The organism is Rhodopseudomonas palustris HaA2, assembly GCF_000013365.1.
GTDB classification, from domain to species: domain Bacteria; phylum Pseudomonadota; class Alphaproteobacteria; order Rhizobiales; family Xanthobacteraceae; genus Rhodopseudomonas; species Rhodopseudomonas palustris_J.
The window spans coordinates 1,124,636-1,146,169 of record NC_007778.1; the positions used below are offsets into that span (position 1 = coordinate 1,124,636).

The 21,534-nt window shown below is 67.3% G+C and carries 21 protein-coding genes; 13 read left to right on the plus strand and 8 right to left on the minus strand.

The window, feature by feature from the left end; genetic code table 11:
• The first annotated feature begins 225 nt into the window (after window positions 1-225).
• The 9 genes from RPB_RS04965 to RPB_RS05005 all read left to right on the plus strand — a co-directional run bounded on the left by RPB_RS04965 (window position 226) and on the right by RPB_RS05005 (window position 8,491).
• A complete protein-coding gene (locus RPB_RS04965) occupies window positions 226-546 on the plus strand; it encodes a HesB/IscA family protein (RefSeq protein WP_011439878.1) in 321 nt (106 codons plus the stop codon).
• Between the two features lie 25 nt (window positions 547-571).
• Complete coding sequence (nifU, locus tag RPB_RS04970) at window positions 572-1,573, plus strand: Fe-S cluster assembly protein NifU (protein ID WP_011439879.1); 1,002 nt, start codon at window positions 572-574, stop codon at window positions 1,571-1,573.
• Entirely contained in the window at window positions 1,570-2,793 is a 1,224-nt protein-coding gene (nifS, locus tag RPB_RS04975; RefSeq protein WP_011439880.1) for a cysteine desulfurase NifS, read from the plus strand. Before nifU ends, nifS begins: the two co-directional genes overlap by 4 nt.
• Window positions 2,786-3,955 (plus strand): homocitrate synthase, encoded by a 1,170-nt coding sequence (gene nifV, locus RPB_RS04980; protein WP_011439881.1) that lies wholly within the window; start codon window positions 2,786-2,788, stop codon window positions 3,953-3,955. The genes nifS and nifV overlap by 8 nt, the downstream gene beginning before the upstream one ends.
• 41 nt (window positions 3,956-3,996) lie before the next feature.
• On the plus strand, window positions 3,997-4,368 hold the full coding sequence (gene nifW / locus RPB_RS04985; RefSeq protein ID WP_011439882.1) for a nitrogenase stabilizing/protective protein NifW: 372 nt from the start codon (window positions 3,997-3,999) through the stop codon (window positions 4,366-4,368).
• Window positions 4,369-4,863: 495 nt separating this feature from the next.
• Window positions 4,864-5,709: an electron transfer flavoprotein subunit beta/FixA family protein gene (locus RPB_RS04990; protein ID WP_041797969.1), complete on the plus strand. Its 846-nt coding sequence runs from the start codon at window positions 4,864-4,866 to the stop codon at window positions 5,707-5,709.
• Between the two features lie 24 nt (window positions 5,710-5,733).
• A complete protein-coding gene (locus RPB_RS04995; protein ID WP_011439884.1) occupies window positions 5,734-6,837 on the plus strand; it encodes an electron transfer flavoprotein subunit alpha/FixB family protein in 1,104 nt (367 codons plus the stop codon).
• A gap of 12 nt (window positions 6,838-6,849) precedes the next feature.
• Window positions 6,850-8,157 carry an FAD-dependent oxidoreductase gene (locus RPB_RS05000; RefSeq protein WP_011439885.1) on the plus strand — a complete coding sequence of 436 codons (1,308 nt, stop codon included), beginning with the start codon at window positions 6,850-6,852 and terminating at the stop codon, window positions 8,155-8,157.
• 37 nt (window positions 8,158-8,194) lie between these two features.
• Window positions 8,195-8,491: a ferredoxin family protein gene (locus tag RPB_RS05005; RefSeq protein WP_011439886.1), complete on the plus strand. Its 297-nt coding sequence runs from the start codon at window positions 8,195-8,197 to the stop codon at window positions 8,489-8,491.
• 581 nt (window positions 8,492-9,072) lie between these two features.
• On the opposite strand, the gene RPB_RS05010 is transcribed toward RPB_RS05005, so the two are convergent.
• The 3 genes from RPB_RS05010 to RPB_RS05020 all read right to left on the minus strand — a co-directional run bounded on the left by RPB_RS05010 (window position 9,073) and on the right by RPB_RS05020 (window position 10,689).
• Entirely contained in the window at window positions 9,073-9,657 is a 585-nt protein-coding gene (locus tag RPB_RS05010) for a DUF2478 domain-containing protein (RefSeq protein ID WP_011439888.1), read from the minus strand.
• Window positions 9,658-9,896: 239 nt separating this feature from the next.
• Window positions 9,897-10,352 (minus strand): cupin domain-containing protein, encoded by a 456-nt coding sequence (locus tag RPB_RS05015; protein ID WP_011439889.1) that lies wholly within the window; start codon window positions 10,350-10,352, stop codon window positions 9,897-9,899.
• 67 nt (window positions 10,353-10,419) lie between these two features.
• Window positions 10,420-10,689: a phosphopantetheine-binding protein gene (locus RPB_RS05020; RefSeq protein ID WP_011439890.1), complete on the minus strand. Its 270-nt coding sequence runs from the start codon at window positions 10,687-10,689 to the stop codon at window positions 10,420-10,422.
• 348 nt (window positions 10,690-11,037) lie between these two features.
• On the opposite strand from RPB_RS05020, the gene RPB_RS05025 reads away from it, so the two are divergent.
• Entirely contained in the window at window positions 11,038-12,264 is a 1,227-nt protein-coding gene (locus tag RPB_RS05025; RefSeq protein WP_011439891.1) for an acyl-CoA dehydrogenase family protein, read from the plus strand.
• A 35-nt stretch (window positions 12,265-12,299) separates the two neighbouring features.
• The gene (locus RPB_RS05030) at window positions 12,300-13,241 is read left to right on the plus strand and encodes an amino acid--[acyl-carrier-protein] ligase (protein ID WP_011439892.1); all 942 of its coding nucleotides are present in this window, start codon (window positions 12,300-12,302) and stop codon (window positions 13,239-13,241) included.
• Window positions 13,242-13,413: 172 nt separating this feature from the next.
• On the opposite strand, the gene RPB_RS05035 is transcribed toward RPB_RS05030, so the two are convergent.
• Genes RPB_RS05035 through RPB_RS05045 form a run of 3 tightly spaced genes read right to left on the minus strand, consistent with a single transcriptional unit; the run spans window position 13,414 to window position 15,752 of the window.
• Window positions 13,414-14,145 carry an SDR family NAD(P)-dependent oxidoreductase gene (locus RPB_RS05035; RefSeq protein WP_011439893.1) on the minus strand — a complete coding sequence of 244 codons (732 nt, stop codon included), beginning with the start codon at window positions 14,143-14,145 and terminating at the stop codon, window positions 13,414-13,416.
• Window positions 14,138-15,520, minus strand: a complete 1,383-nt coding sequence (locus tag RPB_RS05040; RefSeq protein ID WP_011439894.1) for a class I adenylate-forming enzyme family protein — start codon at window positions 15,518-15,520, stop codon at window positions 14,138-14,140. Before RPB_RS05040 ends, RPB_RS05035 begins: the two co-directional genes overlap by 8 nt.
• Window positions 15,507-15,752, minus strand: coding sequence for an acyl carrier protein (locus RPB_RS05045; protein ID WP_041798563.1), 246 nt, complete (start codon window positions 15,750-15,752; stop codon window positions 15,507-15,509). Before RPB_RS05045 ends, RPB_RS05040 begins: the two co-directional genes overlap by 14 nt.
• 106 nt (window positions 15,753-15,858) lie before the next feature.
• On the opposite strand from RPB_RS05045, the gene RPB_RS05050 reads away from it, so the two are divergent.
• Together RPB_RS05050 and RPB_RS05055 are read left to right on the plus strand one after the other, a co-directional pair.
• Window positions 15,859-16,734, plus strand: coding sequence for a hypothetical protein (locus tag RPB_RS05050; RefSeq protein ID WP_011439896.1), 876 nt, complete (start codon window positions 15,859-15,861; stop codon window positions 16,732-16,734).
• Between the two features lie 41 nt (window positions 16,735-16,775).
• The gene (locus RPB_RS05055) at window positions 16,776-18,455 is read left to right on the plus strand and encodes a thiamine pyrophosphate-binding protein (RefSeq protein WP_011439897.1); all 1,680 of its coding nucleotides are present in this window, start codon (window positions 16,776-16,778) and stop codon (window positions 18,453-18,455) included.
• A 192-nt stretch (window positions 18,456-18,647) separates the two neighbouring features.
• On the opposite strand, the gene RPB_RS05060 is transcribed toward RPB_RS05055, so the two are convergent.
• Window positions 18,648-19,520 carry a branched-chain amino acid aminotransferase gene (locus RPB_RS05060; RefSeq protein WP_011439898.1) on the minus strand — a complete coding sequence of 291 codons (873 nt, stop codon included), beginning with the start codon at window positions 19,518-19,520 and terminating at the stop codon, window positions 18,648-18,650.
• Between the two features lie 76 nt (window positions 19,521-19,596).
• Window positions 19,597-21,465, minus strand: a complete 1,869-nt coding sequence (locus RPB_RS05065) for a long-chain-acyl-CoA synthetase (RefSeq protein WP_011439899.1) — start codon at window positions 21,463-21,465, stop codon at window positions 19,597-19,599.
• Between the last annotated feature and the right edge of the window lie 69 nt (window positions 21,466-21,534).

The window sequence follows — 21,534 nt, forward strand, 5'->3', positions numbered from 1 at the left end:
CTCCCCGCGCGCGGGGAGAGGTCAGGCATTGCCTGATGAGGGGGTGAGAGCAGACGTTAGCTGCGATCCATTGTCGGAAACCGTCGCCTTCGCGACCATGTCGCAACCCTGACATTTCCTTCCGTGATCAAAAATAGACAGCTGAATCAGCGCCTTTTTGCATCGCCACAGGCTGGCACGGCGGTTGCAGTTACTCATGTCGGACCCAATGCACGGAGGCCGATCATGATCATCCTGACCGAACAAGCCGGTAACGCCGTCAAGGCCGCGATGTCGCGCGCCGGCAAGACCGAAGGCGGACTACGCATCATGGTCGAGGCCGGCGGCTGCGCCGGCTACAAATATCTGATCGGGCTCGATCCGGCCCCGCGCTCCGACGACGCGGTCGTCGAGGCCGGCGGCGTCAAGGTGTTCGTCGATCCGGACTCGCAGCCGCTGCTCAACGGCATGACGATCGATTTCGTCGAGAGCCTCGAAGGCTCCGGCTTCACCTTCGACAACCCGAACGCCGAGAACAAATGCGGCTGCGGCAAGTCGTTCGGCTGAGTGCCTCAAGCCACGGAGCGTCGTCATGCTCGGCAATCTCGACAGGCTCGATGAACTCGTCTCCAGTCCGCGCAATGCCGGCGTGCTGCTGCAGGCCAACGCGATCGGCGCCTTCGGCGGCATCCGCTGGGGCGATGCGGTCAAGCTGATGCTGCGGGTCGATCCGGCGACCGACCGGATCGAGCAGGCGCGGTTTCAGGCGTTCGGCTGCAGCTCGTCGATCGCCGCGGCGTCCGCGGTCACCGAACTGATCACCGGCAAGACGCTGGACGACGCCGCGGCGCTCGGCGCGGCCGACATCGCCGACGATCTCGGCGGCTTGCCGGCGGCGCGGATGTATTGCGCGGTGATGGCCTACGAGGCGCTACAGACGGCGATCACGTCCTATCGGGGCATTGCGGCGCTGCGCGAGGCCGACGCGGCGCCGTCGTGCAAGTGCCTCGGCGTCAGCCAGATGATGATCGAGCGCACCATCCGCTTCAATCGCCTGACCAGCCTGGAACAGGTGACCCACTACACCAAGGCGGCCGGGAGCTGCAGCTCCTGCTTCAAGCAGGTCGAAGGCCTGCTGGCGCGGGTTAATGCCGAGATGGTCGAGGACGGGCTGATCGACGCTGGCGCGGCGTATCAGCTCGGCTCGACGCAGCAGCGGGCCGTCGACCTGAAGCCGCACGGCGCGCCGCAGCCGGCGGCCAACATCTTCTCCGGCAAAGCGGCGCCGGCGCATCTGCGCGCGATGCCGAAGAGCCCGCCGCCGCGTCCGGCGACGGCGCAGGCGCCGGTCGCCGGGACCATCGACGCGCTGCCGCTGACTTCTCTGGTGGCCGAAGCGCTGGAGGATTTGCGGCCGCATCTGCAGCGCGACGGCGGCGATTGCGAACTCGTCAGCGTCGAGGGCAATGTCGTCTATGTCCGGCTGTCGGGCAATTGCGTCGGCTGCCAATTGTCATCGGTGACGCTGTCCGGCGTCCAGGCCAGACTCGCCGACAAGCTCGGCCGGCCGCTGCGCGTGGTGCCGGTGTCATGAGCCAGACCCGCACCCCGCCACAGCCGACCAACATCGTCTATCTCGACGCCAACGCCACCACGCGCACCGATCCGCGCGTGGTCGATGCGATGCTGCCGTTCTTCTCCGGCTATTTCGGCAATCCGTCGTCCAAGCATGCGCTCGGCGGCCATGCGGCGCGTGCGGTGAAGCACGCCCGCGAGCAGTTGCAGGCGCTGGTCGGCGCCGCGCATCCGCACGAGCTGATCTTCACCTCCGGCGGCACCGAGAGCGCCAACACCGCGATCCTGTCGGCGCTGGAGGCCGCGCCGCGGCGCCGCGAGATCATCACCACCGCGGTCGAGCATCCCGCCGTGCTGTCGCTGTGCGCCTGGCTGGAAAAGAACAAGGGCATCCGCGTTCACGTCATCCCGGTCGATCGCCAGGGCCATCTCGACATCGCGGCCTATCGCGACGCGCTGTCCGACCGCGTCGCGCTGGTGTCGATGATGTGGGCCAACAACGAGACCGGCGTGATCAACCCGGTCGCCGACCTCGCCGAACTGTCGAAAGAGGTCGGCGCGCTGTTTCATACCGACGCGGTGCAGGCGGTCGGCAAATGCCCGATCGAACTGCAATCCACCGCGATCGACATGCTGTCGGTGTCCGGCCACAAGCTGCACGGCCCGAAGGGCATCGGCGCGCTGTATGTCCGCAGCGGCGCGGCCTTCAAGCCGCAGATCAAGGGCGGCCAGCACGAGCGCGGCCGCCGCGCCGGCACCGAGAACGTGCCCGGCATCGTCGGCCTCGGCATGGCGGCCGAACTCGCCGCGGGCGCGATGGCCGACGAGGACATCCGGGTGCGCGGCTTGCGCGACCGGCTGGAGCACGAGATCCTGGCGCGCGTCGATCATTGCGTCGCCATCGGCGCCCGCGCCGAGCGGCTGCCGAACACCTCGAACATCGCGTTCTCGTATATCGACAGCGAAGCCATCGTCACTTTGCTCGACCGCGCCGGCATCGCCGCCTCGATGGGCTCGGCCTGTGCGACAGGCTCGTTCGAGCCGTCGCATGTGCTGATGGCGATGAAGGTCGCCGAGGACAGCGTGCGCGGCGGCGTGCGGTTCTCGCTGTCGCGCGACAACACCGACGACGACATCGAGCGCGCGCTCGCCGTCATCCCCGGCGTGATCGCCAAGCTGCGCGCGATCTCGCCGTTCACCGCCGATGACGGACCTTTGCTCGGGCGCGCCCATGCGTGACAGCAGCGCAACGCCATCGACCGCGACGCCGGTCGTGCTCAACGACACCACGCTGCGCGACGGCGAGCAGGCGCCGGGCGTGGCGTTCTCGGCCGCCGAAAAACTCGCGATCGCCCGCGCGCTGGCGCAGGCCGGCGTGCCGGAAATCGAGGCCGGAACGCCGGCGATGGGGCCGGACGAGATCGCGGCGATCCGCAGCATCGTCGAGGCCGGGCTGCCGCTGACGACGATCGCCTGGTGCCGGATGCGCACCGAGGATGTCGAGGCGGCGCTGCAGGCCGGCGTGGCGATGGTCAACGTTTCGGTGCCGGTCTCCGAGGTGCAGATCGCCGCCAAGCTCGGCGGCCAGCGATCGAACGCGATCGAGACGGTGAAGCGCGTGGTCGGCTATGCGCGCGACCACGGGCTCGAGGTCGCGGTCGGCGGCGAGGATTCGTCGCGCGCCGATCCGGAGTTCCTGGCCGAAGTGATCGCCACCGCGAAGGCGGCGGGCGCGCGGCGGTTCCGGATCGCCGATACGCTCAGCGTGCTCGATCCGTTTCGTACTCACGAACTGATGGCGACCCTGCGCGCCACCACCGATCTCGAACTGGAATTTCACGGCCACGACGATCTCGGCCTCGCCACCGCCAACACCCTGGCGGCGCTGCAGGCCGGCGCCAGCCATGCGTCGGTCACGGTGATCGGGCTGGGCGAGCGCGCCGGCAACGCGCCGCTGGAGGAGGTGGCCGTCGCGCTGAAGCAGCTTTACGGCCGCGATACCGGCATCGTGCTGTCCGAACTCGGCCATGTCGCCGATGTGGTGGCGGCCGCCGCCGCGCGGACGATTCCGCTCAACAAGGCGATCGTCGGCGAACACGTCTTCACCCACGAATCCGGCATTCATGTCGACGGCCTGCTCAAGGACCAGCGCACCTATCAGTCGCTCGATCCGGTGCTGCTCGGCCGCGCCAATTGCATCGTGATCGGCAAGCATTCCGGCCTGTCGGCGATCACCTCGTCGCTGGCCAAGCTCAATCTGCCGGCGACGGCCGAAGAGGCGCAGGGCATTCTGGCGCAAGTGCGCCTGCATGCGGTCGCCAACAAGGGCCCGGTCGGAAACGAGACATTGACGGCGATCTGGCGTGAGGTTCACGACCGCACGCTGCCGAACTGCGCCTGAGCGCAACGTTGCGCGGCGAACGAGAGATGAAGGAGATCGAGATGAGCGCGACCCAGGCGAGTTCCCAACAAGCCGACAGCAAAGCGCCGGCCGACATCATCGGGCAGTTGCAGCGCGCCGCCTCGGCGGAGGAGTTCTTCCAGCTGCTCGACGTCGCCTACGATCCGAACGTCGTCAATGTGGCGCGGCTGCATATCCTGAAGCGGATGGGCCAGTATCTCGCCGGCGAGGATCTCGCCGGCCTGCCGGCGGCGGAGGCGACCGCGCGCTGCAAGGCGGTGCTGGAGCGGGCTTACGCCGACTTCGTCGCCTCGACGCCGCTCGATCAGCGCGTCTTCAAGGTGCTCAAGGACGCGGTGGCGCCGAAATCGCCGCGCGCGCCGGCGTTCGTCTCGCTCGACGCGCTGAAGTAGCCGCCAGCGTCCTTTCCACCGAACATAATACGCATCCTTCCGTCGTGGCCGGGACCGGCCCTGCCACGACGGGGCGGGATAGTCTGGGCCTCCTACAGCAACTTTGCTTTCGATGGAATCAGACTTGGCTGCCGCGTCATCCTGAGGTGCCCGCTGGGCCGCGCTGTGCGCGGCACGGCGGGCCTCGAAGGATGGGCCGCAGGCACCTTTGCCGCATCCTTCGAGGCGCGCTACGCGCGCACCTCAGGATGACGACTCTGAAGAGAAGGCCGCATCCTTCAATCAATTGATGAAGCGCTCTAACCGCTGTCGCCTTCCTGACAAGTGTCCGACTTGTCGGGTCGCATTCATCGAGAACCATTCCAAGGCGATCGCCGGTCCGACCCAAGCCGTTGCTTTTTCGATCGAATTTCATCGGCCGAAAAGTTGGTACGAGGCTTGCTGATGTCCCTGTGTCAGGCTGATGTCGTCGTGTCAGCAAGCGCGGAGCACACCATGCATATCGTCGTCTGTATCAAGCAGGTCCCGGACTCGGCGCAGATCCGCGTGCATCCGGTCACCAACACGATCATGCGCCAGGGCGTGCCGACGATCATCAACCCGTATGATCTGTTCGCGCTCGAAGAGGCGCTGCGGCTGCGCGACAAGTTCGGCGGCGAGGTCACGGTGCTGACGATGGGCCCGCCCTCGGCCGAGGATTCCCTGCGCAAGGCGCTGACCTTCGGCGCCAACCGCGCGGTGCTGCTGACCGACCGCTTCTTCGCCGGCGCCGATACGCTGGCGACCAGCTACGCGCTGGCTTCCGCGATCCGCAAGATCGGCGCCACCTATGGCGAACCGGACATCGTGTTCACCGGCAAGCAGACCATCGACGGCGATACCGCCCAGGTCGGCCCCGGCATCTGCAAGCGGCTCGACTTCCTGCAGCTCACTTACGTCTCCAAGGTCGCGTCGCTGGATCTCGCCGGCCGCAGCATCGAGGTCGAGCGCCGCTCCGAGGGCGGCGTCCAGGTGCTGCGCAGCCGGCTGCCTTGCCTGATCACCATGCTGGAGGGCACCAACGAGGTGCGTCGCGGCACGATGCTGAATGCGCTGAACGCCGCCCGCGCCGAAGTGGTGAAGTGGAGCGCCCAGGACGCCGGCGTCGAAGACATTTCCAAATGCGGCCTGCGCGGCTCGCCGACCGTGGTCAAGCGCGTGTTCGCGCCGACCGCGCGTTCGGAAAAAGCCGTGGTGGTGGAGCCGGCCGGCCGCCCGCCGGCCGACGCGCTGATCGACGAGATCTTCAAGCTCCGGCCGAAACTCGAAGCCGACATGTTCGAGCTCGCGCGTGGATTTTGACAACACCAATTTGAAAGCAGTCTCATGAGCCAGCCAGCAAAGCCTGCCCCGCCCGCCGGACGCGCCAACGCCAAGAAGGAGCTGTCCGAGCACTTCAAGCAGTACAAGCACGTCTGGGTGTTCGTCGAGCAGGAGCGCGGCCACGTCCACCCGGTGTCCTGGGAGCTGATGGGCTCCGGCCGCCGTCTCGCCGACAAGCTCGGCGTCGAGCTCGCCGCGGTGGTGATCGGCCCGGCCGGCGAGGCGACCAGCGCGGCGGCGGCGGAATCGTTCTGCTACGGCGCCGATCTCGCCTACATCGTCGCCGACGACGTGCTCACCGATTATCGCAACGAATCCTACACCAAGGCGCTGACCGATCTGGTCAACACCTACAAGCCCGAGATCCTGCTGCTCGGCGCCACCACGCTCGGCCGCGATCTCGCCGGCGCCGTCGCGACCACGCTGCTGACCGGCCTCACCGCCGACTGCACCGAGCTCGAGGTCGACGCCGACAATTCGCTCGCCGCGACCCGGCCGACCTTCGGCGGCTCGCTGCTGTGCACGATCTACACGCTGAACTTCCGGCCGCAGATGGCGACCGTGCGGCCGCGCGTGATGGAAATGCCGGAGCGCGTCGAGAAGCCGGTCGGCCGCATCATCGAATTCCCGCTCGGCATGGTCGAGGACGACATCGTCACCAAGATCCTGGCGTTCGTGCCGGATCGCGACAAGGCGACCTCGAACCTGGCCTACGCCGACATCGTCGTCGCCGGCGGCATGGGGCTCAACTCGCTGGAGAACTTCCAGCTGGTGCGCCAGCTCGCCGGCGTGCTCGGCGCCGAATATGGCTGCTCGCGGCCGCTGGTGCAGAAGGGTTGGGTCTCGGCCGATCGCCAGATCGGCCAGACCGGCAAGACGATCCGGCCGAAGCTGTACATCGCGGCCGGCATTTCCGGCGCGATCCAGCATCGCGTCGGCGTCGACGGCGCCGATCTGATCGTCGCCATCAACACCGACAAGAACGCGCCGATCTTCGACTTCGCGCATCTGGCGATCGTCACCGACGCGATCCGCCTGCTGCCGGCGCTGACCGAAGCATTCCGCAAGCGGCTGTCGCCGCACACCCGCGACCGCATCGCGAGCTAACAGGAGTTCACCATGATCGAGGAACGTTTCGACGCGATCGTGGTCGGCGCCGGCATGGCCGGAAACGCCGCCGCGCTGACGATGGCCAAACGCGGCATGAAGGTGCTGCAGATCGAGCGCGGTGAATATCCGGGCTCGAAGAACGTCCAGGGCGCGATTCTCTACGCCGACATGCTGGAGAAGCTGGTGCCGAACTTCCGCGAGGACGCGCCGCTCGAGCGTCATCTGGTGGAGCAGCGGTTCTGGATGATGGACGAGCGCTCGCACACCGGGCTGCATTATCGCTCGGACGATTTCAACGAAGAGAAGCCGAACCGCTACACCATCATCCGCGCGCAGTTCGACAAATGGTTCTCCAGCCAGGCGCAGGAAGCCGGCGCCATCGTGCTGTGCGAGACCACCGTCAAGGAACTGGTGAAGGACGCCTATGGCAAGGTGATCGGCGTGATCACCGACCGCGAGGGCGGCGAGGTCCATGCCGACGTCGTGGTGCTGGCCGAGGGCGTCAACGGCCTGCTCGGCACCAAGGCGGATCTGCGCGAGCGGCCGTCGCCCGACAAGGTCGCGCTGGCGGTGAAGGAAATGCACTTCCTGCCCCGCGAGACCATCGAGGCGCGCTTCAACCTCAAGGGCGACGAGGGCGTGGTGATCGAGGCGGCGGGCACGATCTCCCGCGGCATGACCGGGATGGGCTTCGTCTACGCCAACAAGGAATCGGTGTCGGTCGGCATCGGCTGTCTGGTCGCCGATTTCCAGAAATCCGGCGAGACGCCCTACGATCTGCTCGAGCGCTTCAAGAAGCATCCCTCGATCGCGCCGCTGATCGAAGGCTCCGAGGTCAAGGAATATGCCGGCCATCTGATTCCCGAGGGCGGCTACAAGGCGATCCCGCAGCTCTATGGCGACGGCTGGGTGGTGGTCGGCGACGCTGCGCAGCTCAACAACGCGCTGCATCGCGAAGGCTCGAATCTGGCGATGACCTCCGGCCGGATCGCCGGCGAGGCGATCTTCCAGGTCAAGTCGCGCAAGGATCCGATGACCAAGGAGAATCTGGCGCTCTACAAGAAGATGCTGGACGAGTCCTTCGTCATCAAGGATCTGAAGAAGTACAAGGATATGCCGGATCTGCTGCACATCCAGTCGCAGAACTTCTTCCTGACCTATCCGCAGCTCATCAACAAGGCGCTGCAGAACTTCGTGCGGGTCGACGGCACGCCGAAGGTCGACAAGGAGAAGGTGACGATCAGATCGTTCGTGTCGGCGCGATCCTGGGCGGGCCTGTTCGGCGACGCCTTCCGCTTCGCGCGGGCATGGCGGTGAACGGCGACGGCGACGAACTCAAACGCGGAGAGCAACAATGACGGTGGAAGCCCCCATTCGGGTCGAGGACAAGCTGTTCCAGAACCGCTATCTGGTCGACGTCGGCAACGCTCACATCCGGGTGAAGCCGCACACCAAGCCGTCGGCTGAACTGCTGGCGCTGCTCAAAGTCTGCCCGGCGCATTGCTACGAGCTGAATACCAACGGCCAGGTCGAGGTGACGCCCGACGGCTGCGTCGAATGCGGCACCTGCCGGGTGATCGCCGAGGGCAATGGCGACATCGAATGGGACTATCCGCGCGGCGGCTACGGCGTGCTGTTCAAGTTCGGCTGAGCGTAGAGCGGTTCATCGATGGATTGAAGCAACGCGGCATTCGCGCGTGCGGAGTCGTCATCCTGAGGTGCGAGCGTAGCGAGCCTCGAAGGATGCGGCCAGGGCGCTTGCGGCCCATCCTTCGAGGCCCGCAGCGCCGCGCATGGCGCGGCCCAGCGGGCACCTCAGGATGACGGCGGTGATTCCATCAACGGCTGAGCTGCTCTAGCACCGCCGCGCCGGTTCGCGAAGACCGACGGCGGATTCGTGAACGGCGCGGTGGCTACCGATGTCGTCATGGCCGGGCTTGCCCCGGCCATCGAGGTTCTCTGGACCGCGAGAGCCGTTCTGTTTCCGATGGAATCAGCACTGGCGTTCTGCGGCCTGGACATGCAGGCCGCGACATCAACGCCCTATCACCCGTCATTGCGAGTAGCGCAGCGACGAAGCAATCCAGAAGCCCCATGCTCGGCGCCTCTGGATTGCTTCGCTGCGCTCGCAATGACGGGGATGGGGCGTTGACTTGGCGGCCTGCATGTCCAGTCAGCTCCTCGGGATGAGGAGTCATCCGATGTGGCAGGGGGCCATGTCGCTTCGGTCGATCAGGCCGCCGAGGTCAGCGCCTGGTGCGCGCCGATCCGGTTGCGTTGCGCCGCGAGGCCGCGCCGCGCCAGCCATTGCTGCACCCGTGGCGAGTCGATCATCGCCTCTTCGGCGAGGCCGTTGGTGAATTCGCGCCAGCTCGCCAGCCGGCGTTCCGACACGCCGACCAGCACCGGGATGCCGAGCTCGACCGCCTCGGTGATCACGTCGCCGAGCCCGCCGCCATCGGCTTCGAGCTGGCCGAATTTGTTGATGATCAGCAATTCCGGACACTTCTGGAACGCGGCCGAGATCAGCGCGGCGGCGTCCTGCATCGCAAGCGGATCGACACGGCAGTTGCCGGACCGCGTTGTCTGGTCCTCGGCCAGTTGCAGAATGATCCGCGAGGCCAGTTCCTCGACCTCCATGTCGCAGCGTGGCAGGCTGTCGCGGGTCGCGTGGTAGGGGACGATGCCGGCGACGACGATTCCGGCGTTGCGCAACCGGTAGCCGAGATCCGACATGACGCGGCAGGCAGCCGCGCCGTCCGAATACACAACTGCGAGAATCGATGGCCTGCCAGTCCTGCCGAGATTGAACGCCATCGCTGCCCGCTGTCCCCAATACGACTTTCGCCTAGTAGAATGTCAGAACCGGCCGTTGCGGGCTTTGCGGCAAATCAATCCCAGTCGCGCGCCTCCGATCGGGCGACGCGGCTCGCGGCGCGATCGCGTGCCGACGGCGTGCGCCGAGATGGCCTGTCGTCTCGCCGCGACGAAAAAGGCGGGCCGCTCGCGCGACCCGCCCATGGTCAGTCCATCGCTTCAGCCTGCGAAGCAGCGGTTCAGTTGGCGCCGAGCAGCGACTGCACCGGACGTTGGCGCGACGGCAGCAGCAGCGAGCGCAGCTTCGAGATCGCGCGGATCGCGAACCCGACCAGCTTCGGCTGGGTGCGGCGGCAGAACGCGATCTTGCGGACATGGCCCTCGACATGCCATCGCGCGCTGGCGCCGTCCTTGAAGAAGATCACGTCGCCCGGCCCGTAGCGGGTCGCCGGCATCCCCTCGCTCTCGATCACCACCGAGCCTTCGAGAATGCAGATGGTCTCGTCGATGTCGTAGTGCCACTCGAACCTGCCTTCGGTGCACTGCCAGATGATCGTCGAGGCCATGCCGTCGGCGCTGCGCGACAGCGTGGCGTTGGTCGCGGTCGGATTGCCGTCGATGATCCACGACGGTTCGATCGGCGCCGGCTTCAGTTCGACATCGGTCTTGGAGGTGAGGATCAGGTCGGTGGACATCGGGTCGACTCCTGGGGTGATACGCGAAAGATGACGGGCGTGATGAACGCGCCGGACCGAATAGCGATCAGGCCGCCTGCTTCTGCAGACGCGACAGCACGAGGCGCTCGATAGTCTCGACCGACATGAAATTCTCGGGCGTGATGTCCGACTGCGGCAGTGTCATGTCGAACAGGGCTTCGACGCCGAGCATAAGGTTGACCATTTCCATCGACGTGAGTCCGGCGTCGGCGAGCCGCGTATCCGGCTTGACGCCGCCGGGCATCGCGTTCTGCGCCAGGATCGACTCGACCAGCGCGAGAATCTTGTTCTGAACCGTGGCGTCCGTGCCTTGCATCGCAACCTCCTGAGCGTCGTTCGTCTCGCGCCGGCCCGACCGATCGGTGGCGCGCTGTGTTTCATTCGCGATGTAATCGCAGAAAGTTTAGGGAAACAATTGCGGTAGTTCGTCCGCGGCCGCCATTCGAATTTTAACGCTAACGGGAAACCGAAGAATCCTCCGTATTCGTGCAATGCCGGATTAACCGTCGGATTCGAATTCAAATTGATTCACTTTGAAAGTTCTCGACGGGCGCGGCCGCGCTCCCCTAGCGTGCGGCACGATCGCCGACCGACGAGTAGCGCGAACGACCAAGCGCCGCGGCGCGATCGAGCCCGTGTAAGGCACCGAGGAGCGTCCGACGCCATGGCGATGATCACAGACAACACTCTCCGCAACGCCGCGCCGACCGCGCCCGTTTCATTCCGGCGCGACTCCGTCCCGCTGTCGCAGCGCGTGGCACAGGTCGCCGCGATCGCGGCGGCCGACGCCGACAGCGTCGACAAACAATCGCGGTTTCCACGCGCGGCGATCGACGCGGCGAAGGCGCACGGCCTGCTCGGCGCCCAGATCCCGGTCGAATTCGGCGGCGAGGGCGCGACGATCCACGACGTCACCGAGATGTGCTACGCGCTGGGACGCGCCTGCGCCTCGACCGCGATGATCGTGGCGATGCATCAGACCAAGGTGGCGTGCCTGGTGCGGCACGGCCGCGGCGGCGACTGGCACGAGCAGTTGATGCGACGGATCGCCGCCGAGCAGATGCTGCTGGCGTCGTCGACCACCGAAGGCAACAACGGCGGCAACATTCGCGCCAGCGCCGCGGCGATCGAGGTGACCGACGCCGGCGTGTCGCTGCTCCGCAACGCCACGGTGATTTCCTACGGCGCCGAAGCCGACGGCGTGATGACGATCGCGCGCCGCGCTTCCGAGGCGGCTGCGTCGGATCAGGTGCTGGTGGTGTTCACCAGCGACGACTACACGCTGACGCCGACGCAGGGCTGGGAAACCCTCGGCATGCGCGGCACCTGCAGCGCCGGCTTCGAGCTCAAGGCCAGCGGGCTCGCCGCCCAGGTGTTCGCCGAGCCCTATGAACGCATTCACGCGCAGACCATGACGCCGGTCGCGCATCTGTCGTGGTCGTCGGCCTGGGCCGGCATCGCGGCGGCCTCGGTCGAGCGCGCGCAAGGCTTCATCCGCAAGGCGGCGCGCGGCGCCGGCGGTCAGATGCCGCCGGGGGCCGCGCACTACACCAGCGCGAAGATGTCGCTGTCGAAGCTGCGCGCGCTGATCTCCGCCAATCTCGACGCCTATGCGGCGCATGAATACGACGAGCGCGGCCTCGGCTCGCTGGAATTCCAGTCGGCGATCAACCTGCTGAAGGTCGAGGCCTCCGATCTCGCGGTGGCGACGGTGATGAGCGCGATGCGGGCCTGCGGCCTGTCGGGCTATCGCAACGACGGCGATTTCACCATCGGCCGGCATCTGCGCGACGTGCTGTCGGCGCCGCTGATGATCAACAACGACCGCATCCTCGCCAATATCGCCACCGCCAACCTGATGAGCGCGGTGCCGGCGAGCCTGCGCGACTGAACGCACCGTCACCGATCTTTCGAGGAGGCCACCTCATGAACGTCGCGATCCGCAAGGTTCCGTCCGAAGCCCACGCGCAGCCGGTCGATGCGCTCGATCATCTCGCCGAGCAGCTGTTTCATCGCATGGGCGCCGACGGCGTCTATGCCCGCACCGCGCTGTACGAGGGCGTGGTCGAGAAACTCGCGGCGCTGATCTCGCGGCATCGCGAGGCCGGCACCGAAGTGATGCGGTTTCCGCCGGTGATGAGCCGCGCCCAGCTGGAGAAATCCGGCTATCTGAAGAGCTTCCCGAATCTGCTCGGCTGCGTCTGCGGCCTGCACGGCACCGAGCAGGAGATCAATGCGGCGGTGAGCCGGTTCGACGCCGGCGGCGACTGGACGAGTTCGCTGTCGCCGGCCGATCTGGTGCTGTCGCCGGCGGCCTGCTATCCGGTCTATCCGCTCGCCGCGAGCCGCGGTCCGTTGCCGGCCGGCGGGCTGCGCTTCGACGTCGCCGCCGATTGCTTCCGCCGCGAGCCGTCGAAACATCTCGACCGGCTGCAATCGTTCCGGATGCGCGAATATGTCTGCATCGGCACGTCGCAGGACGTCGCCGATTTCCGCGAGCGCTGGATGGGCAAGGCGCAGGCGATCGCCCGCGATCTCGGCCTCGCCTTCCGGGTCGACACCGCGTCGGATCCGTTCTTCGGCCGCGTCGGCCAGATGAAGGCGATCAGCCAGCAGCAGCAGGCGCTGAAATTCGAACTGCTGGTGCCGCTGCGCTCGGAAGAGCAGCCGACCGCCTGCATGAGCTTCAACTATCACCGCGAACATTTCGGCGTCACCTGGGGCATCGAGGATGTCGCCGGCCAGCCGGCGCACACCGGCTGCGTCGCCTTCGGCATGGACCGCCTCGCGGTGGCGCTGTTTCACACCCACGGCATCGACACCGCCGCCTGGCCGGCGCGCGTGCGGGAGATGCTGGCGCTGGATTAGCCACCTCTCCCGCTTGCGGGAGAGGTCGGATCGCGTCAGCGATCCGGGTGAGGGCACTCCTCTCCGCGATCGCGGGACTCACTGCCTGGGGCGCCCTCACCCCAACCCTCTCCCGCAGGCGGGAGAGGGGGCGCGCTGTTGAGCGGCACGGAGGCCTCAGCGCACCAGCACGCTACGCCGTGTTCCCCGCATCGATGGTCTGCACCGCGCCGGTGATGTTGCGGCCGCCGTCGCCGAGCAGATACTCGACCATGCGGGCGACGTCGTCGACCTCCGGCAGTCGCCGCAGCGCGCTGCGGCCCGCGATCTTGTCGCGGCCGTCGCCGGCGAGGCCCTTGGTCAGTTCGGTGTCGATGAAGCCCGGCGCGATCGCGTTCACGGTGATGCCGAGCCGCCCGACCTCGCGCGCCAGCGAGCGGGTAAAGCCGAGGGCCGCCGCCTTGGTGGCGCCGTAGACCGACAGGCCGTTGTAGCCGGTCGAACCGATGATCGACGACATGTTGACGATGCGGCCGCCGCCGTCGGCCATCATCTGCCGGACGATGTATTTGGTCAGCACGATCGGCGAGGTGACGTTGATGCGGATCAGCGCCTCGATCTGGCTGTTGTGCATCGTCGCCAGCACGCCTTCGGTGCCGATGCCGGCGTTGTTGATCAGCCCGTAGATCGAGCCGAACTCCTGCCGCAGGCTCTTGACGAATTCCGGAATGGCGTCGATCTCGCCGAGATCGAACGCTTTGAAATGGATCGCGCCCGGGCCGGCTTCGGCCGCGACGATCGCCGCCGTCAGCTCCTCGCTCTCGCGCCGCGCCACGGCGATGACGCCGTAGCCGGCGGCGGCGAGCCGCTGCGCGATCGCCAGCCCGATGCCGCGGCTGCCGCCGGTGACCACCACCTTACGCATGGCGGGCCAGCTTGCCGGAGGCGGTGACGTCGAGCTGCTGGACGAAGTTCACCATCGCCGGGACCTTGTGGGGCGGCAGCGACGCCTTGCAATCGGCGAGGATCGCCTCCCGGATCTCGCCGGTGCGGCCGGAATCGGAGACGCTCGCCAGCATCACGTCGGCGACCACCAGCGCGCCGGTGATCGGGCTGCGCCGCGCGCGAATCCGCGACATCCGCACCGCGGGATGGCGGTTGATCACGGCTTCGACCTCTTCGGGATGCACCTTGAGGCCGCCGACATTGATGACGCCGTCGCGCCGGCCGACGAAGTAGTAACGATCGTCGCGCAGTTCGACCATATCGCCGGTGTCGACGAAGCCGTCGGCGTCGGTCAGCGCCGGCGCGCTGCGCCCGACATAAGTGTGCGCGGTGCGTCCGGAGCGGATCCGCAGCGAGCCGTCGATCACCTGCATGTCGACGCCATTGGGGCCGGCGCCGATCATCGACGCGGGGAAACCTTCGCGGCCGTCATTGACGGCGAAGCCGACGCCGGCCTCGGTGGAGGCGTAAGCGTGGCCGATCGAGGCGCTCGGGAAGGCGCGGCGCAGGCTGTCGAGCACCGCCTGATCGGCGATCTCGCCGGACAGTCGGACGTAGTCCGGACTGAACGACGCCAGCGCGGCGCTCATCAGCGCCTTGCGCCAATGCGACGGCGTGCCGGAAATATGCGTGACGCCGCGCGCGGCGAGCCGCGCCAGATGATCGACGAGCGCTTCGCCGGGCGAGGACAGCACCATCGAGCCGCCGCCGAGCACGGCGCGGAGGAAGATCTGCAGCCCGCCATAGCGGCGGATGTCGTAGAACGTCGCCCAGGTCGGCGGCGCGCCCGGTGCGGTCCCATCGGCGACGATCGCGCCGGTCAGCGCCGCCAGCGTATGCGCCACGATCTTCGGCGCGCCGGTGGTGCCGGAGGTCAGCATCAACCATTGGGTGGCGTGCGTGAGTTCGATCGGCTTGGCCGGCCGCAGCGGCAGGCCGGCGGTGACGATCAGTTCGATGCCCAAGCTTTGCCAGCGCGCCGGATCGTCGGTGACGACGGCGTCGATCTGCGCGTCGGCGATCAGGTCGGGCGCGTATTTCATGTCGAAATCGGGCGGGCACAGCAGCATCCGGCGCGCGACGCCGTCGATCTCGATCATCGCGATGCCGCTGATCAGCTGCGTCGCCAGCGACAGCAGCACGCAGCGGCCCGCCAATTCGGGCAGCCGTCCGCCGAGCGCGGTGCCGCGCGCGACCTCCGCCATCGCGACGCTGTCGCTGGCGTCCGAGAGCGTGCGGTCGCTCAGGCCGGCTGCGAGATAGTTGCGCAGCGCAACGAGTTCACGCGGGGACATTCTCGTACGCCTCGATGAAATCGCCCAGCGTCACCGGAAAGACCGCGTCGTCGGCGGCGGTGAACGGATCGACGCCGAGGCTGTCTTCCAGCCGCGCCACCAGGATGGCGAAGCACAGCGAATCGAAGCCGGACTGATGGAGTACCAGGTCGTCGGTGAGCGCCGGCAGCTTGCGATTCTGCTCCGCGGCGATCTCCTGCATCGTCGTCACAATCGTTAACCGTACAGACATTGATTTTTCGCCTTCCTGATCGATCCGTGAGACAAACACCATAAGGCGCAAAGATGAATTGAATCTACGCGCGTAGTTGTCAAATCCGGTTGATTGGTAAACAGCGATGGATGCCCGCAAGGTTCGCTGCCGCGAGATCGTCGAGACCGATATCGAAGCCGTTTCGGAGCTGCTGACGCGCGGCTTCGCCGGCCGCACGCGCGATTACTGGACGCGGGGGCTGCATCGTCAGCGCGAGCGCGAAATCCCGGCGGGCTGCCCGCGCTATGGTTACTTGCTGGAAAGCGCGGGCTTGCCGGTCGGCGTGCTGCTGCTGCTCTACACGCAGCGGACCGAAGCCTGTGCGTCGGACATCCGCTGCAACGTGTCGAGCTGGTACGTCGAGCCCGAGTTCCGCAACTACGCGACGTTGCTGACGTCGATGGCGCAGAAGCACAAGCACGTCACCTACATCAACATTTCGCCGGCCGCTAACACCTGGCCGATCATCGAGGCGCAGGGCTTTCGCCGCTATTGCAGCGGCATGTTGTTCGCGGTGCCGCTGCTGTCGCGGGCGGAGAGCGGCGCGACGGTCGAAGTGGTCACCGGCTCCACGGCCGCCGTCGCAGGGCTGCCGCCGGCCGATCTCGACCGGCTGCGCAGCCACGCCGATTACGGCTGCCTGTCGCTGGTCTGCCGGATCGGCGGCGAGGCGATCCCGTTCATCATGCTGCCGAAGCGGATGAAGAGCGGCCGGTTTCCGATGCCGGCGATGCAACTGGTGTATTGCCGGGAGATCGCCGATTTCGTCCGCTGCGCGCGCGCGCTCGGCCGCTTTCTGATCCTGCGCGGCCGGCCGCTGGTGGTGGTCGACGCCAACGGACCGATCGCGGGACTGGCCGGCATCTATACCGAGACGCGCGGCCGCAAATACTTCAAGGGTCCGAACCCGCCGCGGCTCGCCGACCTCACCGAAACCGAACTCGTGCTCTACGGGCCGTGACGGACACCCGGCCAACGCGAAAGATCATTCAGGGAAACGCCATGCATCACATGCTCGAGAGCCGCACCGCCGCCGAGGCGCTGGTCGATCAACTGGCGATCAACGGCGTCAAGCACGTGTTCTGCGTGCCGGGAGAGAGCTTCCTGCCGGTGCTGGACGCGCTGCGCGATCGCGACATCACCATCACCGTCTGCCGCCATGAGGGCGGCGCGGCGATGATGGCGGAGGCGATCGGCAAGGCGACCGGCCAGCCCGGCGTCTGTTTCGTCACCCGCGGGCCGGGGGCGACCAATGCGTCGGCGGGCATTCACGTCGCGCGGCAGGACTCGACGCCGATGATCCTGTTCGTCGGCCAGGTCGAACGCGCGGTCAAGGAGCGCGAGGCGTTTCAGGAGCTCGACTATCGCGCCGTGTTCGGCAGCATGACGAAATGGACCACCGAGATCGACGATGCCGATCGCGTCACCGAGCTGGTGTCGCGCGCGTTCTACACCGCGACCAGCGGCCGGCCGGGGCCGGTGGTGATCGCGCTGCCGAAGGACGTGCTGAGCGAACGCGTCACCGTCGGCCATGCCCCGGCGTTCAGACCGGTCGAAACCTCGCCCGGCGACGAGGAGATGGACGAACTCGCGGCGCTGCTCGCCGGCGCCGAGCGACCGCTGATCGTGCTCGGCGGCAGCCGCTGGAGCCTGAAGGCGCGCGAGCAGATCGAACAGATCGCGACTCGCACCGGGCTGCCGGTCGCGACCAGCTATCGCCGCGGCACGCTGTTCGACGTGATGCATCCGCGCTATGCGGGTGATCTCGGCCTCGGACCCAATCCGAAGCTGGTGGCGCGCGCCAAGGCAGCCGATCTCGTGGTGCTGATCGGCGGACGGCTGGGCGAAATTCCGTCGCAGGGCTACACCCTGCTCGACAGTCCCGCGCCGCAGACCAAGCTGGTGCACATCCATCCCGGCGCCGAGGAACTCGGCCGGGTGTATCGTCCGCAACTCGCGATCCACGCCTCGCCGGCGCGCTTCGTCGCGGCGCTGGCGAAACGCGACATCGTCGCGCGACCGGAGTGGCGGGACGCCGCCGACGCGGCGCATGCCGACTATCTCGCCTGGACCGAGACCGCGACGCCGCAGCCCGGCGACGTCAATCTCGGCGAGGTGATGATTTGGCTGCGCGACAACGTGCCGGCCGACACCATCCTGTGCAACGGCGCCGGCAACTACGCGTCGTGGATTCACCGGTTCTATCGTTTCCGTCACTACATGACCCACATCGCGCCGACCTCGGCCTCGATGGGCTACGGCATGCCGGCCGCGATCGCGATGCAGCGGCTGCATCCGGAGCGGTTGGTGCTGTCGGTCAATGGCGACGGCGATTTCCTGATGAGCGGTCAGGAATTCGCCATCGCCGTGCAGTATCGGCTGCCGATCGTCGTGGTGGTCTGCGACAACGGCATGTACGGCACCATCCGGATGCATCAGGAGCGCGAGTTTCCGGGACGCGTCGCCGCCACCGAGCTGCACAATCCGGATTTCGCCGCCTATGCGCGCGCCTTCGGCGGCTTCGGCGCCAATGTCGAGAAGACGGCCGACTTCCCGGCGGCGTTCACCGCGGCGCGCGCCTCCGGCCTGCCGTCGATCATCCATCTGAAGATCGACCCCGACGCGATCCTCCCCGGCGCGACGCTGTCCGGCATCCGCGCGGCGGCGCTGGAAAAGGCGTAGGACCGATCGGCTTTGATGGGCTGCTCGCCGCCGGCCGCAGCGTCATCCTGAGGTGCACGACGTGCCGCGCCCTGCGCGGCGCGGCGGGCCTCGAAGGACGAGCCGCACACTCCGTCGCCGCATCCTTCGAGGCTCGCTACGCTCGCACCTCAGGATGACGCTTCCAGCGCGCGTGAATGACGCTTGCCGAGCTCAGCCGTGCGCGAACTCCCAATACAGCTTGCGCGCTTTGGCGAATAACGGCCCCGGCTGCAGCGCGCGGTCGTCGATCCGGACGATCGGCTGCACCTTGGCGAAATTGCCCGAGGCGAAGATCTCGTCCGCGGTCTCGAAATCGCGATAGGTCAGCGTCGATTCGACCACGGTGACGCCGTCGCCGCGCAGCAGCTCGATCACGCGCTGCCGCGTCACGCCGTTGAGGAAGGTGCCGTTCGGCGCCGGCGTATAGACCACGCCGTCCTTGGCCATGAAGATGTTGGAATTGCCGAGCTCGGCGATGTTGCCGAGCATGTCGCGCATCAGGCAGTTGCCGAACCCGCGGCTCTGCGCCTCGATCATCGCGCGCGAATTGTTCGGATAGAGGCAGCCGGCCTTGGCGTCGACCACGGCGCAATCGGCGCTCGGCTTGCGGAACGGCGACAGCGTGATCGACAGCCCGGTCGGCTTCGGCATCGGCGCCTCATAGATGCACAGGCACCAGTTGGTCGTCTCCGGATCGAACAGCACGCCGCCGCCGGCGCCGGTCTGCGCCCAATACATCGGCCGGATGTAGAGTTCGGCGTCGGCGGCGAACCGCTTCAGCCCGTCCTGCACCAGGCCGTGCCAGGTCGCTTCGTCGATCATCGCCTTGAGCTTGAAGTTGGTCGCCGACCAATTGACCCGCGCGATGTGTCGGTCGAGATCGGGCGTCACGCCTTCGAAGGCGCGGGCGCCGTCGAACACCATCGAGCCGAGCCAGGCCGCATGGGTGCGCGGCCCCATGATCGGCACATTGCCGTCGTGCCAGTCGCCCTCGAAGAACGTCCAGGTCTTGGAGAAGCTGATCGGTGCGGGGGCCGGAGTCATCGTTCTGATCCATCGCTTCGCGCGGCCGGGCCGCGACTGAAATCTATGCAACCTTGCTGATCGTGCGGCGCCGGCCTCACAGCCGCAGCTCGCCTGCGGCGATGCGGCGGTGCAGGTCCTCGTCGAGCGCGACGTAGCGCGCGGCCTGGGCCCCGCCGACATAGAGCGGATCGCTCACCACGCCGGGATCGAATCCGTCGCGGATCAGATCCTGCTTGTTCTGCTTGAACGTGCCGGTGATTTCCAGCGCCGGGCGCAGCCGCAGGAACAGCGGGCGCGCGTAGGACGGCAGCCGATCGGCCAGATGGCGATGCAGCGCGTCGATATCGAACCGCGCGTCGACCACCAGCGCGGCCATGCCGGCGCGGCCGTCGTGCTGCGGCACGCTGACGCCATAGACGCTGACGTCGGTCACGCCTGGGCAGGCGGCGATCGCCTCGGCGACTTCGCTCGCCGCGACGTTCTCGCCCTTCCAGCGGAAGGTGTCGCCGATGCGGTCGACGAAATGGAAGAAGCCCTGATCGTCGAGCCGCATCAGGTCGCCGGTGCGATACCAGGCGTCGCCCCTGGCGAACACGTCGCGCAGCACCTTGGTGTCGCTCGCGGCATCGCTGGTGTAGCCCTCGAACCGGCCGCCGCGATCGGCGGCGTCGCCGATCCGGCCGATCGCCTCGCCGGGCTCGTTGCGCGCGCAGCGGACGCACAGCCCGTCGTCGCCGCGCAGCGGAAGGCCGCTGTCGAGGTCGAACTTCACGATCGCGGCCGGAAAGCGATGCGCCAGGAACGACGGCACGCGGCCGATCGCGCCGGGCCTGCCCTCGACATTGTAGAGCGAGAAATTGCCTTCGGTCGAGGCGTAGAATTCGAGGATGCGCGGAATCGCGAAGCGCGCCTGGAACGCCTCCCAGACGTCGCCGCGCAGCCCGTTGCCGCAAGCCAGCCGCAGCCGGTGCTGCGTGTCGCGCGCGCGCGGCGGCGCCTGCAGCAGATAGCGGCAGAGCTCGCCGATATATTGAAACAGCGTGCAATCCCAGCGGGCGATGTCGTCCCAGAACCGGCTCGCGGAAAACTTTTCGGCGATCACCACCGAGCCGCCGGCCATCAACAGGCTGCCGGGCGCCACCACGCCGCCGACGCTGTGATAGATCGGCAGGCAATTGTACATCCGGTCGCCGGGCCCGGCGTCGGTGAGGCCGGCGAACCAGCCGGCCCAGCTCATCACCCGGCGATGCGTGACTCGCGCGGCCTTCGGCAGCCCGGTGGTGCCGGAGGTGTAGATCAGCAGCGCCAGATGCTCGATCGAGACCTCGCGCCGTTCGTGCGGCGCCAGCGGGCCGGCGTCGAGCGCGGCTAGCGCCTGGTCGATCGAATCGGCGCCAGCGCCGCCATGCGTCCATACGCGTGGGGCCTGCGCGAGATGTGGGCGGGCGCTCGCGAAGGCCTCCGCCAGTTCGTCGGCGACGATGACGTGTTTCGGCTGCGCGACCTCGATGCAATGCGCCAGCGAGGCGCCGACGAGCTGGGTGTTGATCAGCGCCGCGACGCCGCCGACCTTGGTGATGCCGAGCCACGCCGCCAGATAGTCCGGCCGGTTCGGCATCAGCACACACACCACGTCGCCGATCCCGATCCCGTTCGTCAGCGCCCAGCGCGCGTAGCGGTCGATGCGATCGGCCAGCGCCGCGTAGCTGAAGGATTCGCGATCCGACACGATCGCGTCCCGCTGCGGCGCGGCGGCGGCCCATTCGTCGATCACGGAGGCCAGCAGCCGGCGCGGTTCGGTCTCGATCCGCGAGGTGATCTCGATCGCCCGCAGCCAGCTCTTGGTGACGGAAGGAGGCTTGGTGACAGGAGATTTGGTGACGGACGGGGCAGTGGTCGCAGCCCCCCGCGCAGGCGGGGCCTGCGTCGCGTCCGCCGTCACGGATCGTGGTTGGATGTTCATCAATGCCGGTCCGACAACATTGCGAGAATTATCGATACAACTTAGCCGAATGCGATCGAAGATCGATCG

What these genes read in the sequence shown, in the direction of transcription:
- RPB_RS04995 (WP_011439884.1), top strand. Translation starts at nt 5,734, where the DNA reads ATGAGCCAGCCAGCAAAGCCTGCCCCGCCCGCCGGACGCGCCAACGCC.
- RPB_RS05000 (WP_011439885.1), top strand. Translation starts at nt 6,850, where the DNA reads ATGATCGAGGAACGTTTCGACGCGATCGTGGTCGGCGCCGGCATGGCC.
- nifW (WP_011439882.1), top strand. Translation starts at nt 3,997, where the DNA reads ATGAGCGCGACCCAGGCGAGTTCCCAACAAGCCGACAGCAAAGCGCCG.
- RPB_RS05025 (WP_011439891.1), top strand. Translation starts at nt 11,038, where the DNA reads ATGGCGATGATCACAGACAACACTCTCCGCAACGCCGCGCCGACCGCG.
- nifU (WP_011439879.1), top strand. Translation starts at nt 572, where the DNA reads ATGCTCGGCAATCTCGACAGGCTCGATGAACTCGTCTCCAGTCCGCGC.
- RPB_RS05065 (WP_011439899.1), bottom strand. Translation starts at nt 21,465, where the DNA reads ATGAACATCCAACCACGATCCGTGACGGCGGACGCGACGCAGGCCCCG.
- RPB_RS04990 (WP_041797969.1), top strand. Translation starts at nt 4,864, where the DNA reads ATGCATATCGTCGTCTGTATCAAGCAGGTCCCGGACTCGGCGCAGATC.
- nifV (WP_011439881.1), top strand. Translation starts at nt 2,786, where the DNA reads ATGCGTGACAGCAGCGCAACGCCATCGACCGCGACGCCGGTCGTGCTC.
- RPB_RS05015 (WP_011439889.1), bottom strand. Translation starts at nt 10,352, where the DNA reads ATGTCCACCGACCTGATCCTCACCTCCAAGACCGATGTCGAACTGAAG.
- RPB_RS05035 (WP_011439893.1), bottom strand. Translation starts at nt 14,145, where the DNA reads ATGCGTAAGGTGGTGGTCACCGGCGGCAGCCGCGGCATCGGGCTGGCG.
- RPB_RS05020 (WP_011439890.1), bottom strand. Translation starts at nt 10,689, where the DNA reads ATGCAAGGCACGGACGCCACGGTTCAGAACAAGATTCTCGCGCTGGTC.
- RPB_RS05050 (WP_011439896.1), top strand. Translation starts at nt 15,859, where the DNA reads ATGGATGCCCGCAAGGTTCGCTGCCGCGAGATCGTCGAGACCGATATC.
- nifS (WP_011439880.1), top strand. Translation starts at nt 1,570, where the DNA reads ATGAGCCAGACCCGCACCCCGCCACAGCCGACCAACATCGTCTATCTC.
- RPB_RS04965 (WP_011439878.1), top strand. Translation starts at nt 226, where the DNA reads ATGATCATCCTGACCGAACAAGCCGGTAACGCCGTCAAGGCCGCGATG.
- RPB_RS05010 (WP_011439888.1), bottom strand. Translation starts at nt 9,657, where the DNA reads ATGGCGTTCAATCTCGGCAGGACTGGCAGGCCATCGATTCTCGCAGTT.
- RPB_RS05040 (WP_011439894.1), bottom strand. Translation starts at nt 15,520, where the DNA reads ATGTCCCCGCGTGAACTCGTTGCGCTGCGCAACTATCTCGCAGCCGGC.
- RPB_RS05030 (WP_011439892.1), top strand. Translation starts at nt 12,300, where the DNA reads ATGAACGTCGCGATCCGCAAGGTTCCGTCCGAAGCCCACGCGCAGCCG.
- RPB_RS05005 (WP_011439886.1), top strand. Translation starts at nt 8,195, where the DNA reads ATGACGGTGGAAGCCCCCATTCGGGTCGAGGACAAGCTGTTCCAGAAC.
- RPB_RS05060 (WP_011439898.1), bottom strand. Translation starts at nt 19,520, where the DNA reads ATGACTCCGGCCCCCGCACCGATCAGCTTCTCCAAGACCTGGACGTTC.
- RPB_RS05055 (WP_011439897.1), top strand. Translation starts at nt 16,776, where the DNA reads ATGCATCACATGCTCGAGAGCCGCACCGCCGCCGAGGCGCTGGTCGAT.
- RPB_RS05045 (WP_041798563.1), bottom strand. Translation starts at nt 15,752, where the DNA reads ATGTCTGTACGGTTAACGATTGTGACGACGATGCAGGAGATCGCCGCG.